This window comes from Croceibacterium mercuriale, from assembly GCF_000802385.1.
Classification (GTDB): domain Bacteria; phylum Pseudomonadota; class Alphaproteobacteria; order Sphingomonadales; family Sphingomonadaceae; genus Croceibacterium; species Croceibacterium mercuriale.
Genome location: NZ_JTDN01000001.1, coordinates 1,504,875 through 1,518,007 on the forward strand (window position 1 = coordinate 1,504,875; position 13,133 = coordinate 1,518,007).

Below are 13,133 nucleotides of genomic sequence, written 5' to 3' on the forward strand. Positions count from 1 at the left end.
TCAGGCGATTCGCCTACCGGGTCAGTCCTTCCATAATGGAGGCATCATGTTGTTGGGTCAGATCGAAGTATTCCTAGGTGAAACAGGCATGGCAGCTACAAAGTTCGGGCGCCTTGCCGCGCATGATCCGCGCTTTGTACTTGATCTGCGCATGGGCCGCATGCCGCGTAATCATACGGCGCAGCGTATAGAACATTTCATGAACGTATATAACCGTCCAAGCGCTTTCTGATCTGAGTTCGTTTATTGATAATGGGGGTCATCAATATGTTTTCCGAAACCATCAACACCGCTGCCATCCTGCCGACCTTGGCGTTCAAGGGCGCCGACACGAAGACACGCCGCCGGCTCACGCCCGCCGATCGCCTGCGGGCAGCGCTGATCACGCTGGCCGAGGGGCAGGCGACCGTGACCGATCATGGGGAGCGCAGCTGGGCCAGCATCACCTTTGCGGGCACCCGCCACCAGGTCACCCTGGTGTTCACCGGCGCCGAGGCGATCGAGGCGGGCGAGAAGTTCATCGCCTTCCTGCCGGAACATGATTTCGCCATTCCGGGGCAGCTGGTGGCTGACGCCGCCGTGAGCGCGGTGGATCACCAGATGCTGCCGGAAGAGCGCATGGTGGTACAGGTCGAGGTGCTGATGCTCGACGACAACTGAGCTGCCGACGTGCCGGGGCGGTCTGGATCACCGCCCCGGCGCACAGAGCCTACAGGCGCCACTCCCAGCCGAGCGGATCGCCATCCATCACCTCCACACCCGCGCCTGCCAGCTCGTCGCGCAATGCGTCGGAGGTGGCGAAGTCCTTGTCCCCCCGCGCCTGACGGCGCCGGTCAAGCAGGGCCACGATCCCTTCCTCCCCGATGGAGGCGTCCGCCGGGCGCACCCGCAGGTCGCCGCGCGTCAATGTGCCAAGGTGCAGCCCCAGCACGCTGTCCATCGCCGCCGCTGCCGCCAGCTTCAGCTCTGGATCGATCTTCTTGGCGGCCAGCACGTCCTCCAGCGCGGTCAGCGCGACCGGCGTGGCAAGATCGTCCGCCAGCGCGGCATCGAAGCGTTCCATCGATGGCTGCAACTTGCCCCAGTCCTGCGCCAGCACCGCCTCCCGCGTCCACGCCGCCCAGCCGGCTGCCGGCGCACGCTCCCGCAAGGCGGCCACCGCCATTACCAGCCGCTTCAGTCGGGTCAGCGCGGCGCCCAGCGCATCCCAGCTGAACTCCAGCTCGCTGCGGTAATGCGCCTGCAGGCACAGCATGCGATAGGCCAGCGGGTGATAGCCGCGCTCCACCAGCAGCGGCACGCGCAGGAACTCGCCCGAGGACTTGCTCATCTTGCCCCCGCGCTCCACCAGGAAGTTGTTGTGCAGCCACATGCGCGCGCCGGAATTCACCGGATCGGCCAGGCCGCCGCAACCGCAGAACGCCTGGTTCTGCGCGATCTCGTTCGGATGGTGGATCTCCCGATGATCGATCCCGCCGGTGTGGATGTCGAACGGGAAGCCCAGCAGCTTGCCGCTCATCACGCTGCATTCCAGGTGCCAGCCGGGCGCACCGCGGCCCCACGGACTGTCCCACTCCATCTGCCGCCGCTCGCCTGCCGGCGTGGTCCGCCAGATCGCGAAATCCGCCGCGTTGCGCTTGCCGCTCACCGCCTCGATCCGGCTCTCGCCTTCGTCGGTCCGTGCCCGTGCCAGCAGACCATAGTCGGCAACGGTCGACACGTCGAAATACAGGCCGCTGTCCAGCCGGTAGCAGTGCCGCTCCTCGATCGAGGCGGCGAATTCGATCATCGCCTCGATGTAGTCGGTGGCGACCGACCAGTGCGCCGGCTGCCGGATGTTCAGCGCCCGGATGTCCGCAAAGTACGCCTCGGTATAATGACGCGCGATGTCCCAGATGGACTGCGCGCGGCTCGCCGCCATCCGCTCCATCTTGTCCTCGCCCGCATCCGCATCATCCGTCAGATGGCCGACATCGGTGATGTTGATCACATGCGTCAGCCGGTACCCGGACCAGCTGAGCGTCCGCCCGAGCAGGTCGGCAAAGACATAGGCGCGCATGTTGCCGACATGCGGGTAGTTGTAGACGGTCGGCCCGCAGGAATAGACCCGCGCCTCGCCGGCATGGACCGGCCGGAAGGGTTCGAGCTGCCGCGTCAGCGAATTGAACAGGGTGAGTTCGGTCATGCCGGCGGAATGGGCACGGGTGGCGCCCGGGTCAAGCAGCCTCAATCCGCGTCGAACAGCTCCGCCAGCTGCTCGATGATCGCTCCGCCCAGCTGTTCCACATCCATGATCGTGACCGCCCGCTTGTAGTAGCGGGTGACGTCATGCCCGATGCCGATCGCTGCCAGCTGCACCGGCGATTGCCGCTCGATCCAGTCGATCACCTTGCGCAGGTGCATCTCCAGGTAACCGGCGCTGTTCACGCTCAGCGTGCTGTCATCCACCGGCGCGCCGTCCGAAATCACGATCAGGATGCGGCGGTCCTCCGCCCGGGCCAGCAGGCGGCTGTGCGCCCACAGCAGCGCCTCGCCGTCGATGTTCTCCTTCAGCAGTCCTTCGCGCATCATCAGGCCGAGATTGCGCCGGGCGCGCCGCATCGGCTCGTCCGCGCGCTTGTAGATGATGTGCCGCAGATCGTTCAGGCGGCCGGGCTGTGCGGGCTTGCCGTTGGCCAGCCACTTCTCGCGCGACTGTCCGCCCTTCCAGGCGCGGGTGGTGAAGCCCAGCACCTCTACCTTCACGCCGCAGCGTTCCAGCGTGCGCGCCATGATGTCCGCGCTGATGGCGGCGATGGAGATCGGCCGGCCGCGCATGGAGCCGGAATTGTCGATCAGCAGCGTGACGACCGTGTCCTTGAACGCCTGCTCCTGCTCCACCTTGTAGCTGAGCGACTGGCCGGGGCTGACGATCACGCGTGCCAGGCGCGCCGCGTCCAGCAGGCCTTCCTCCTGATCGAAATCCCAGGCGCGATTCTGCTGCGCCATCAGCCGCCGCTGCAGCCGGTTGGCCAGTCGTGTGACCACGCTCGCCAGGCCACTCAGCTGGCTGTCGAGGTAGGCGCGCAGCCGCTCCAGCTCCTCGTGGTCGCACAGCTCCTGTGCTTCCACGACCTCGTCGAACTGCTCGCTATAGGCGCGATAGTCGAAATGTTCGGGCAGCTCGGTCCACGGGCGGTTCGGGCGATTGGGGACGCTGCCCTCCTCGCCATCATCGCCGGCGGCGCCTTCCGGCATCTCCTCCTTGCTCTCGATCTCGGAAGAGCCGTCATCCTCGGCGTCGCCTTCGCCCGTCTCGCCGGTCTGCGTCTCCGGCCGGCGCTCCTCCACGGGGCTCTGCTCGGCACCTTCGTCCTCGCCTTCGTCGTCACCCAGGGCGTCATCCTCGCCTTCGTCGGGCTCCGGCTCGGCTGGCGCTTCGGTCTGCACCAGATCCAGATGGCGCAGCAGGTCCAGCGTCAGCGACTGGAAGGCGCGCTGGTCGGCCAGGCTGTCGCCCAGCTGCTCGAAATCGTCACCCGTGCGACTTTCGACCCATTCGCGCACCAGCTCCACGCCGGGCCGTGCGATCTCGGGAATCGGCTGACCGGTCAGCTGCTCGCGCAGCATCAGCGCCAGCGCGCTTGCCAGCGGCACCTGGTCCGCTTCCCGCGCGCGGGCAATGGCGTCGCCGCGCATCCGCTGCGCGATGGACGCCGCCAGATTGTCGCGCATTCCGGCGAAGGCGGTTTCGCCCAACGCCTCGTACCGCACGCGCTCTACCGCATCGAAGCACGCGCGGGCGACGGGATCCTCGGGCGCGGCCCGGCGGTGCAGCACCTCGTCATGGTGGCGCAGGCGCAAGGCGAAGCTGTCGGCATGGCCACGCGCCTCGCGCGCCTGATCCGCCGGAACCGTCCGGTGGGGCATGGGCACGCGCAGGGTCCGGCCGACCAGCACCGGAGCGTCGGGCGTCCAGCCGACCTCGGCCTCGGCATCGTGGGCGATGGCCCGGGCCGCGCCGGTCAGCGCCAGCCGGAACTGGTCAAGGGGGGTCTGTTCGGCCAAGGCCTAGCCAGCGGGCTTTTCGCCTGCCGCCTCCTCGATCGCTGCCACGATGGTCTGGCCGGTGGTGGCCCAGTCCTTCAGGAACCCTTCGATGCCCTTGTCGGTCAGCACATGGTTGAACAGGCGCCAGATCACCTTGGCAGGCATGGTGCCGACATCGGCGCCGATCCGGGCGGCTTCCAGCACATGCACCGGGTGGCGGATGCTGGCGGCCAGGATTTCCGTCTCGAAGGCATAATTGTCGTAGATCAGGCGGATGTCGCGGATCAGGTCCATGCCGTCGAACCCGTTATCGTCATGCCGGCCGATGAACGGGCTGATGAAGCTCGCCCCCGCCTTCGCGGCCAGCAGCGCCTGGTTGGCGGAAAAGCACAGCGTGACATTGACCATGGTGCCGTCATCCGACAGCGCCTTGCAGGTCTTCAGCCCGTCCACCGTCAGCGGCACCTTGATGCACACATTGGGGGCGATGGCGCGCAGCACGTCGGCCTCCCGCATCATCTGCCGATGGTCCAGCGCGACGACTTCCGCGCTGACCGGGCCATCCACCAGCGCGCAGATCTCCCGCGTCACGGCGATGAAGTCCTTGCCCGACTTGCTGATCAGCGTGGGATTGGTGGTCACGCCGTCCAGCAGGCCGGTCGCGGCCAGTTCCGCGATCTCGGCAGTGTCGGCGGTGTCGACGAAGAATTTCATGTCGGGATTGTCACTCTTCTTGCAGGGGCGGTGATTGCTGCTTCGGACACGAACCCTATAGGCGCGACCATGCCTCGCACAACCGGCTTTCTCCGCTCCCTGGCCGCGGGCAGCGCCTGCTTCGCCGCCGCACCGGCAATGGCGAACGACGACACGCAGCTGTGGCACTTCTCGATCCTGAACGCGCCGGTCGGTGCGGACGGTCGGCTGACGCTGGAAACGTCCCCCCGCGCGCGCGAAAGCTCCGTGGGTGACGAACAGGTCATCAACCGCATCACCTACGATCACCGCCTGACCGGGGCCGTCACGGTCGGCGGCGGAATGGCCTTCATCCCGACCGCCGGGCCGAACGAGTTCCGGCCGCACCAGCACCTCATCCTGACCGCCGGCGTGTTCCAGGCGCGTACCCGGGTGGAGCAGCGGTTCTTCCACGGGGCGGACCGCATGGCACTGCGTCTGCGGCAGCGGTTGCAGGTCACGGTGCCACTTGCCCGCGATACCAGCGTCAGCGGATCGGCGGAGGTGCTGTACAATGCCCGCACGCAGACCATCGGCATGGCCCAAGGCGTGGACAGCTGGCGCGCGCGGATCGGCGTGCAGCAGAAGGTGTCGCAACGGCTGGAACTGGGGGCTGCCTACCTGCTGATGCTCAGCCCTCGTGGGGAGCGGGAGGATCAGTGGAGCCATGTGCCGCAGGTCTCGCTGACCTGGCGGCTGTAGGGATCAGAACGCGCCCGCAGCGCCAAGGATCGTGGCCAGCGCAGGATCGCGCGTCGCAGCCGGATCGGCGCGGATGACGCCCTCTTCCCGCCCGATCTCGCCCCAGATCGTGTCTTCCACCGCAGCGGCCAGGCCACGGGCGATCGCCGCCGTATCGACACCGGTTGCCGCGCCTAGCAGGCCGCTGACCAGCGGGTCGGACAGGGTGGCCAGCGCTTCGTCGGCTTCCGGCACCAGCACGGACAGCAGCCGGCCGCCAAGCTCGCCGCGCAGGAACTGCGTTGCCGCGGACGGCCCGCCGCGCACGATCGCCAGGGCATTGCCGATGCCGACGGTCCGCACCGCATCGGTCACCACCGGCGCCGCGCGATAGGATGCATCGATCGCCGCATCGGCGAACACCTCGTCCAGCCGCTGGCGGAACAGGGGGGAGGACAGCACCCGCGTCAGCGCGTCGCCGCGCGCGCCCAGCCGGGCGGGCAGGTCGGCCCGGGTCAGTGCGTCGTCCCAGTATCCGCCGGGCGCCGTCAGCCGGGCAAAGGCCCGCTCGCTCGACAGCAGCAACAGGCGGCGCACCGCCTCTGTCAGGCTGAGCGGCTGGGTACCAGTCGCGCAGCCCGGCAGGGCGGCGGCCAGCCCGGCCGCCAGCGCGCCGGCCATCACGGCACGGCGCGTCGGAAGGGGGCTGGCCGCCATCCGCATCAGAAGCGGAAGTTGACGTTGGCGTTCACGCCATGCGTCTTGAAGCGGCCGTTCAGGCGCTCCATGTCCGTGCTGCCGGCGCCGCCGATCAGGAACGGATTGTTCGCCGCGGCGGAACCACGGGCCACATTCACGTCGAAGTCGTCCGCCTTCAGGTTGCGGTACTGATATTCCAGACCCACCGAGATGGCGTCGGTCAGCTTGTGCTCGTAACCGCCGCCCGCGACGTAACCGAAGGCGTGATCGTCATCACCGTCGAAGTTGAAGGCGTTGGCGGTGTTGCTGGTGGTGAAGCGGTTCTGGATCCGGCCATAGGCAAGCCCGCCCGTCGCATACAGCAGGCCGTCGCCCGAGGTGATGCCGGCGCGCGCACGCAGCGAGGCCTGGTTCCGCACGGTGCGGGTGAAGGTGTAGGACGCCGGCGTCGTGCTGAAGCCGGTGACGTAGTTGCGCAGCTTGCCATGCGTGTAGTCGGCCACGACGCCGAACACGACGGGGCCCATCTGGCGATCGTAACCGATCTTCACACCACCGGTGATCGAATCCTGGTCACCTTCGCAGCCGCCCGATGCAGCGCCGGTGTTGGCGCGGCCATCGCAGAAGCCCGGACCGAACGCGTTGACGCCAGCGGCGGTGCGGACGACGTCACGGTTGCCGTCGCCATTGGTGTCGAACACCAGCGTCTCGCCACGGTCGGACTCGTTGAAGGTGTAGCCGCCATGCACACCGACATAGGGGCCGTCCCAGGTGGTGGTGGTGGACTGCGCCATCGCGGGGGCAGCGATCACGGCGGTGCCGATGACCAGGGCGGACAGGAATGCTCTCATATTCGAATACCTCTTGCGTTTAGGCAGCTCGTTGGCTTGCCTGCCCCGAACCGTCATCCCTGCGCAAAGCTCCCTGCTTCGTGCAACAAATGACAATCCGGTATCTGCATGTTGCATCTGCGCAACACTGGTGCAGGCGCGCCAAGGCGCCACATCCGCCCTTGCCCTGCGCCTCCTGTCACCTCCATGAACCTCCAGGCCAATGACCCGTATCCGCCTTCTCCAGTTCAACGCCGCGCTCGGCCCGCTCGACTATCGTGTGCCCGAAGGGATGCAGGTCGGGCCGGGCGACGCCGTGATCGCGCCGCTGGGGCCGCGGCAGATCATCGGCATCGTGTGGGAGGCCGACCGCCTGCCCGCGGCCGACGTGCCGGAGGCGAAGCTGCGCCCGCTGCTGGCCAAGCTGCCCGTGCCGCCCCTGCAGCCGCAGCTGCGCCGCCTGATCGAATGGACGGCCGACTATTACTGCGCGCCCCTTGCGGCCGTTGCCCGCATGGTGCTGGCATCGGGCGGCGCCCTGCGCGGCCCGGCCACCACCACCGAATACCGCCTGTCCGGCCAGGAACCCCCGCGGCTCACCCCGCAACGCCGGCTGGCGCTGGACGCGCTGCAGGGCGAGCAGGCCACCATGCGCGAACTCGCGACGCTTGCCGGCGTCAGCGAGGCGGTGCTGCGCGGCCTTGCCAATGCCGGCGCGCTGGAACCGGTGCAGGTGGACATCGACCGCCCCTACCCGCCCGCCGACCCGGACCACCACCAGCCCGACCTCAGCGAGCTGCAGCGCGAAGCCGCCGACACCATGGTCGCCGCCGTCCAGGCGCACGCCTTCGCCCCCTTCCTGCTCGACGGCGTGACCGGCTCCGGCAAGACCGAGACCTATTTCGAGGCCGTCGCCGCCGCCCTGCGCGCGCAGCGCCAGGTGCTGGTCCTGCTGCCGGAAATCGCGCTGACGGAGGCGTTCCTCACCCGCTTCGGGCAGCGCTTCGGCACGCAGCCGGTCCTGTGGCACTCCTCGCTCAAATCGACCGAACGCCGCCGCGCCTGGCGCGCCATTTCGGAAGGAACCGCGCAGGTGGTGGTCGGCGCCCGCTCCGCCCTGTTCCTGCCCTATGCCGCCCTCGGCCTGATCGTGGTGGACGAGGCGCACGAGGTATCCTTCAAGCAGGATGACGGTGTCCGCTACAATGCGCGCGATGTCGCCGTGATGCGCGCCCGGTTCGAACAGATCCCGGTGATCCTCGCCAGCGCCACGCCCGCGCTGGAAAGCCTGCAGATGGCGGAGAGCGGGACCTACCGGCGCCTCGTCCTGCCCAGCCGCTTCGGCGGGGCGACCATGCCCACCATCAAGATCGTCAACCTGACGGAGGAGAAGCCCGGCGCCGGCCGCTGGCTGGCCCAGCCGATCGTGCAGGGCATCACCGAACGCCTGCAACGCGGCGAGCAGTCGCTGCTGTTCCTCAATCGCCGCGGCTATGCCCCGCTGACGCTGTGCCGCAATTGCGGCTACCGCTTCAAATGCCCCAATTGCAGCGCCTGGCTGGTGGAGCACCGCCTCAGCCGCCGCCTCGCCTGCCACCATTGCGGGCACGAAACACCGCCGCCCCGCACTTGCCCCGAATGTGGCGAGCCCGACTGCATGGTCGCCTGCGGCCCCGGCGTGGAACGCATCGCGGACGAGGTGGCCGAGCTGTTCCCCGACGCCCGCACCGCGCTCGTCACCTCCGACACGCTGAACACGCCGGACAAGGCCGCCACCTTCATCGCCCAGGCCGAGACCGGCGCGGTGGACGTGATCGTCGGCACGCAATTGATCACCAAGGGGTTCCACTTCCCCGACCTCACGCTGGTGGGCGTGGTCGATGCCGATCTCGGCCTGGAAGGCGGCGACCTGCGCGCGGCGGAGCGGACCTACCAGCAGGTCGCCCAGGTCGCGGGGCGCGCGGGCCGCGGCACCAAGCCGGGCGAGGTGCTGATCCAGACCCGCCACCCCGACGCGCCGGTGATCGCCGCGCTGGCCGCGGGCGACCGCGACGCCTTCTACGCCGCCGAGACCGAAGCCCGCCGCGACGCCGGGGCGCCGCCCTTCGGCCGCTGGGCCGCGATCATCGTCAGCAGCGAGGACGAGGCCGAAGCCCGCGAAGCCGCCAACCGCCTCGGCGCCACCCGCCCGGACCTGCCCAATGTGGAGGTGCTCGGCCCGGCCCCGGCGCCGCTATCCCTTCTGCGCGGCCGCTTCCGCTACCGCCTGCTGCTCAATGCGCGGCGCACGGCGCAGGTGCAGGCGGTCATCCGCGAATGGCTGGGTGAGCATCGCCACCCGCAGGGGGTGCGGGTGAGCGTGGATATTGATCCGTATAGCTTTGTGTGATGATGTTTAGGTGCTTGGCGTCGGGGTCACGCCGACTACAAGCAAGCATATCCCGGTCTCTGCGCGGTGATTAAATCTCTGCGCTCGGTGATTTGGAATGGCACATAGAGCGGTAGCGAGTTAACGAATTGCCATGGTATTAGGACGTTTTTTTTCGATCGGGTATGGTAGCAACACCCAAGAGGCTGTGCTCGAGCGGCTGCGCCTTACGGGTGTGAAATATCTAATAGATGTTCGTTCAATGCCGTACTCGAAGTTTCAGCCGGATTTCTCGCGTGAACCTCTATCAATGGCACTTCAAAACGCTGAAATTAAGTATGTATTTATGGGAGATGTGCTAGGTGGCAGGCCAACTGATGATGAATGCTATACTGATGGTAAGGTTGATTACGAGAAGGTTCGAGCGAAAGATTTCTTTAGACACGGCATTACTCGATTAAAAAGAGCTTATGAGCAGAGCTTAGCTGTTTGCTTATTCTGCAGCGAGGGCCACCCATCGCAGTGTCATCGCGCAAAGCTTATAGCTGTAGCTTTATCAGACGACGGAATCGATGTTACCCACATTCTTCCGGACGGCTCAGCGCTTAGTCAATCTCAGGTTATTGATCAACTTACCGATCGACAAACGAGCTTTTTTGAGGAAAGTTTCACATCGAGGAAGAAATATCGTTGACAATCCTAGGAGATGCCTTTGCAAGTATTTACCATTGGCGGATACGGATTTACTGACAGTTCGTTTCTCAGCGCGCTCACTAAGAATGAAGTTGATACGTTAGTTGATGTGCGGCAGCGCCGTGGGCTGCGAGGATCGAAGTATGCATTTCTGAATAGCACCCGATTACAAGCGCTCGTGGCTTCAGCAAACATACGCTACGTTCATGCTCTCGGCCTAGCGCCTACAACGGCTATACGCAGCACACAAAAGCAAGAGGATCAAGCGAACGCTATTAGAAAGCGAGATCGCCAGCTATTGTCCGCCGAGTTTATAGACAAATACAGTACATGTATCCTAGATCAATTTGATGACGCTGCATTTCTACGATCGTTAGAGAGCGCCAGTGCGCTGGCACTCTTCTGCGTAGAAACGGAACCATCGGCTTGCCATCGATCACTTGCCGCAACGCGCTTGGCTGAACTTTTCAACTTAGATCAACCTATAAGGCATCTTCGCCCATGAACATCCTTATCTTGGGACGAACTCGTATGGGCACCTCCCATCGTTGCATTGGCGGTATTACGGAGGAAGGAAATTCGGTCCGGCTTCTCACATCTGGTGGTGACTATTGGCCTACCTCCGCTCCGTTCCAGATTGGTGAGGTATGGGATGTCTCATTCACACACGCAGCAAACCTGAGACCACCACATCTTGAGGATGTCCTAGTTCACGGGTTTAAGTTTGTCGGCCCCGTACCAAGTTTTGGCACCCAAGTATCTCAGATTGTAACTGGATTGACGGGCAGTACACAGCATATCTTTGACGGCAATCTTGCCTTCACCGCTGCGAACAACGGCTTCATAAATCAACGTCGAGGCGTTCCAAATCATAGCACCTGCTTTTGGATTCCGGATCAAGACTTGGTCCTACGATCCGACGGTAAGCATTACGACTATCCGGGCAAGTTTGGTCCCCGCGGATTCTCCTATGTTGGAGAGCCAAGCGCGATCCCGGTTATCCCGGCGGGAACTTTCGTTCGGATGTCGTTAGCGCGATGGTGGAGACCAGATGATGCAGATCAGCATCTTGAAGAGCGCTGCTATCTGCAACTGTCTGGCTGGTTTTGAGACATTCTGATGATACCCAGTGCGCAAGAGCATCGCTCACGTAGGGCGGTCCCTCAAACACATCTGCCGCGACACAGAACAAAACGGAACCCGTCAATACCTTAGCGGCTGTGGTATACAACGGATCAGCCAACGAACTCTAAGTAGGAGCATCTACTAATGACCCCCATCACCCCCGTTTACGAAGCCCAAGCCTCCGCCACCGGCGGCCGCGACGGGCGCGCCACCACCTCGGACAACAAGATCGACCTGAAGCTGTCCCCGCCCAAGGAGATGGGCGGCACCGGCGAAGGCACCAATCCGGAACAGCTGTTCGCCTCCGGCTATTCGGCCTGTTTCCTGGGCGCGATGAAGTTCGCCACCACGCTGGACAAGTCCCTGCCCAAGGTGCCGGCCGACGCCAAGGTCACCGCCACCGTCGGCATCGGCCCGCGTCCGGACAAGGGCTTCGGCCTCAAGGTCGCCCTCTCCGCCAGCCTGCCCGGCATCGACCGTGCCGAGGCCGAGCGGCTGATGCACGCAGGGGACGAGATCTGCCCCTACAGCCACGCCACCCGCGGCAATATCGAAGTGACGCTGACCGTCGCCTGATCCGGCTGGCCATCGCGCGGTGCCCCATGGCGCCCGCGATGGCCCCTCCTCGTCGCCCCTGCGCAGGCAGGGGCCTGGATAACCCCTCCACCATCACCGTGGCCGCAGGTGGAGAGCGTGGATAGGCCCCTGCCTCCGCAGGGGCGACGAGGTAGGCTGAACTTTCCTACATCACCCTTGCCGTGCCATGCCCGGCGCATGACAACCGCCGACCTTCGCGAGCAGAAACAACAGCTTGCACCCTTCCCGCACACCCTGCGCGCGGAAGTTCACACACCGATCCGCCGCAAACCCGCAGGCAACCGCCATAAACCACCCGAACCGCGCACGCACATTCCGGCCGTTCGGTGTAAGCCTTACAGCCCGCTCCGCGCCATCACCGGCGCCACCTCGGGCAAGGCCCGCACACGCTCCGCCACTGCCAGCAGCGTGGGCGTATGGCCTGCGAACCACGCCCGCCGCGGCCGCCAGCTGATCACGCAGGCGATGTAGGCGTCCAGCAGCGTCACCCGCTCGCCCAGCGCAAACGGTCCGGCCAGCTGCGTCTCCAGCCACAGGTACAATTCCTCCCGCCGCCGGTCGGTCGCGTCGACCAGTTCCTGCGGTGCGGATGGCGCCCAGCGTTCCGGGTAATCGCCATAGGTGAAGGTCGGGTAGACATTGGCCACATACCACACCAGCAGCCGCAGGAACCGCGCATGGTCCGCGCTCCCCGCCGCCGGCGCCAGCTCAGGATGCCGCCCCGCCAGCCACAGCGCTATGGCCGCGCTCTCGGTCAGGACCAGGCCATCCTCCAGCACCAGCGTGGGCACCTGCGCCAACGGATTGATCGCCCGCAACCGGTCGCGCGCCGCGCCGGGCCGGTCGAACCCGGTCACATCCACGAAGTCGTACGGCTCGCCCGCCAGCGCCAGCATGATCTCCACGATGGTCGATCCCCAGCCAGGCACGCCGTACAGCTGCACGGTCAGCCCTCGTCGCGGGCGTCGTAATGCGCCCGCGCCCGTGCCACCTCGATCCGCTTGTCGATCGCCCACTGGCCGATCACCGTCACCGGCCCCTGCAGCGAATGGCCCAGCGGGGTCAGCGAATATTCCACCCGCGGCGGCACGCTCGGCTCCACCAGCCGGCGCACCAGCCCGTCGCGTTCCAGCACCCGCAGCGTGCGGGTCAGCATCCGCTGGCTGATCGCATCGATCTCCCGCTTCAACGCATTGAACCGCCGTGGCCCGTCGCCCAGCGCCATGATCACGCGGATGGTCCATTTGTCGCCCACCCGCGCCAGCACGTCGTTGACCGCGGTGCAGGCGCCGTGATCGGGGATATGCAAGGGCCCCTCCGGCTCATGGGCAGGCACATCGCTGTGCCTTTCGGACAGAGATGTGCCTTCTTGCGCGAAT

15 protein-coding genes are annotated in these 13,133 nt (G+C 65.8%); 8 read left to right on the plus strand and 7 right to left on the minus strand.

From position 1 onward, the window contains the following. Nucleotides 1-46 precede the first annotated feature (46 nt). Together PK98_RS16285 and PK98_RS06960 are read left to right on the plus strand one after the other, a co-directional pair. Nucleotides 47-232 (plus strand): hypothetical protein, encoded by a 186-nt coding sequence (locus tag PK98_RS16285; RefSeq protein ID WP_081996162.1) that lies wholly within the window; start codon nt 47-49, stop codon nt 230-232. 35 nt (nt 233-267) lie between these two features. Beyond that, complete coding sequence (locus PK98_RS06960) at nt 268-660, plus strand: hypothetical protein (RefSeq protein ID WP_235425419.1); 393 nt, start codon at nt 268-270, stop codon at nt 658-660. 49 nt (nt 661-709) lie between these two features. Here PK98_RS06960 and cysS read toward each other — a convergent pair whose 3' ends face one another. Genes cysS through fsa form a run of 3 tightly spaced genes read right to left on the minus strand, consistent with a single transcriptional unit; the run spans nt 710 to nt 4,743 of the window. Beyond that, complete coding sequence (gene cysS, locus PK98_RS06965; RefSeq protein ID WP_039095295.1) at nt 710-2,185, minus strand: cysteine--tRNA ligase; 1,476 nt, start codon at nt 2,183-2,185, stop codon at nt 710-712. Nucleotides 2,186-2,226: 41 nt separating this feature from the next. After that, the gene (gene cobT / locus PK98_RS06970; RefSeq protein WP_039095296.1) at nt 2,227-4,047 is read right to left on the minus strand and encodes a cobaltochelatase subunit CobT; all 1,821 of its coding nucleotides are present in this window, start codon (nt 4,045-4,047) and stop codon (nt 2,227-2,229) included. 3 nt (nt 4,048-4,050) lie between these two features. Continuing rightward, entirely contained in the window at nt 4,051-4,743 is a 693-nt protein-coding gene (fsa, locus tag PK98_RS06975; RefSeq protein WP_052208155.1) for a fructose-6-phosphate aldolase, read from the minus strand. A 69-nt stretch (nt 4,744-4,812) separates the two neighbouring features. Here fsa and PK98_RS15935 point away from each other — a divergent pair, with 69 nt between their 5' ends. Next, on the plus strand, nt 4,813-5,463 hold the full coding sequence (locus PK98_RS15935) for a DUF2490 domain-containing protein (RefSeq protein ID WP_052208158.1): 651 nt from the start codon (nt 4,813-4,815) through the stop codon (nt 5,461-5,463). 3 nt (nt 5,464-5,466) lie between these two features. On the opposite strand, the gene PK98_RS06985 is transcribed toward PK98_RS15935, so the two are convergent. Further along, nucleotides 5,467-6,123 (minus strand): DUF4197 domain-containing protein, encoded by a 657-nt coding sequence (locus PK98_RS06985; RefSeq protein WP_235425420.1) that lies wholly within the window; start codon nt 6,121-6,123, stop codon nt 5,467-5,469. A 41-nt stretch (nt 6,124-6,164) separates the two neighbouring features. Further along, entirely contained in the window at nt 6,165-6,992 is an 828-nt protein-coding gene (locus tag PK98_RS06990; RefSeq protein ID WP_052208160.1) for an outer membrane protein, read from the minus strand. 202 nt (nt 6,993-7,194) lie between these two features. Here PK98_RS06990 and PK98_RS06995 point away from each other — a divergent pair, with 202 nt between their 5' ends. The 5 genes from PK98_RS06995 to PK98_RS07000 all read left to right on the plus strand — a co-directional run bounded on the left by PK98_RS06995 (nt 7,195) and on the right by PK98_RS07000 (nt 11,733). Beyond that, nucleotides 7,195-9,360, plus strand: a complete 2,166-nt coding sequence (locus PK98_RS06995) for a primosomal protein N' (RefSeq protein ID WP_039095299.1) — start codon at nt 7,195-7,197, stop codon at nt 9,358-9,360. A gap of 133 nt (nt 9,361-9,493) precedes the next feature. After that, nucleotides 9,494-10,033: a DUF488 domain-containing protein gene (locus tag PK98_RS16290; RefSeq protein ID WP_081996070.1), complete on the plus strand. Its 540-nt coding sequence runs from the start codon at nt 9,494-9,496 to the stop codon at nt 10,031-10,033. Nucleotides 10,034-10,045: 12 nt separating this feature from the next. Beyond that, a complete protein-coding gene (locus PK98_RS17545; RefSeq protein WP_081996071.1) occupies nt 10,046-10,537 on the plus strand; it encodes a DUF488 family protein in 492 nt (163 codons plus the stop codon). Further along, on the plus strand, nt 10,534-11,142 hold the full coding sequence (locus PK98_RS16695) for a dual OB domain-containing protein (protein ID WP_152608554.1): 609 nt from the start codon (nt 10,534-10,536) through the stop codon (nt 11,140-11,142). Before PK98_RS17545 ends, PK98_RS16695 begins: the two co-directional genes overlap by 4 nt. Nucleotides 11,143-11,301: 159 nt before the next feature. Beyond that, complete coding sequence (locus tag PK98_RS07000) at nt 11,302-11,733, plus strand: organic hydroperoxide resistance protein (RefSeq protein ID WP_039095301.1); 432 nt, start codon at nt 11,302-11,304, stop codon at nt 11,731-11,733. A gap of 356 nt (nt 11,734-12,089) precedes the next feature. Here PK98_RS07000 and PK98_RS16300 read toward each other — a convergent pair whose 3' ends face one another. Continuing rightward, complete coding sequence (locus PK98_RS16300; protein ID WP_039095303.1) at nt 12,090-12,698, minus strand: glutathione S-transferase family protein; 609 nt, start codon at nt 12,696-12,698, stop codon at nt 12,090-12,092. 2 nt (nt 12,699-12,700) lie between these two features. Continuing rightward, nucleotides 12,701-13,063, minus strand: coding sequence for a winged helix-turn-helix transcriptional regulator (locus tag PK98_RS16700; RefSeq protein ID WP_039095305.1), 363 nt, complete (start codon nt 13,061-13,063; stop codon nt 12,701-12,703). Between the last annotated feature and the right edge of the window lie 70 nt (nt 13,064-13,133).

Excerpts from the sequence above, each read along its gene's own strand:
- PK98_RS17545 (WP_081996071.1), top strand. The coding sequence starts at position 10,046 with ATGCCTTTGCAAGTATTTACCATTGGCGGATACGGATTTACTGACAGT.
- PK98_RS16285 (WP_081996162.1), top strand. The coding sequence starts at position 47 with ATGTTGTTGGGTCAGATCGAAGTATTCCTAGGTGAAACAGGCATGGCA.
- cysS (WP_039095295.1), bottom strand. The coding sequence starts at position 2,185 with ATGACCGAACTCACCCTGTTCAATTCGCTGACGCGGCAGCTCGAACCC.
- fsa (WP_052208155.1), bottom strand. The coding sequence starts at position 4,743 with ATGAAATTCTTCGTCGACACCGCCGACACTGCCGAGATCGCGGAACTG.
- PK98_RS16290 (WP_081996070.1), top strand. The coding sequence starts at position 9,494 with ATGGTATTAGGACGTTTTTTTTCGATCGGGTATGGTAGCAACACCCAA.
- PK98_RS16695 (WP_152608554.1), top strand. The coding sequence starts at position 10,534 with ATGAACATCCTTATCTTGGGACGAACTCGTATGGGCACCTCCCATCGT.
- PK98_RS06960 (WP_235425419.1), top strand. The coding sequence starts at position 268 with ATGTTTTCCGAAACCATCAACACCGCTGCCATCCTGCCGACCTTGGCG.
- PK98_RS06990 (WP_052208160.1), bottom strand. The coding sequence starts at position 6,992 with ATGAGAGCATTCCTGTCCGCCCTGGTCATCGGCACCGCCGTGATCGCT.
- PK98_RS06985 (WP_235425420.1), bottom strand. The coding sequence starts at position 6,123 with ATGGCCGGCGCGCTGGCGGCCGGGCTGGCCGCCGCCCTGCCGGGCTGC.
- PK98_RS07000 (WP_039095301.1), top strand. The coding sequence starts at position 11,302 with ATGACCCCCATCACCCCCGTTTACGAAGCCCAAGCCTCCGCCACCGGC.
- PK98_RS06995 (WP_039095299.1), top strand. The coding sequence starts at position 7,195 with ATGACCCGTATCCGCCTTCTCCAGTTCAACGCCGCGCTCGGCCCGCTC.
- PK98_RS15935 (WP_052208158.1), top strand. The coding sequence starts at position 4,813 with ATGCCTCGCACAACCGGCTTTCTCCGCTCCCTGGCCGCGGGCAGCGCC.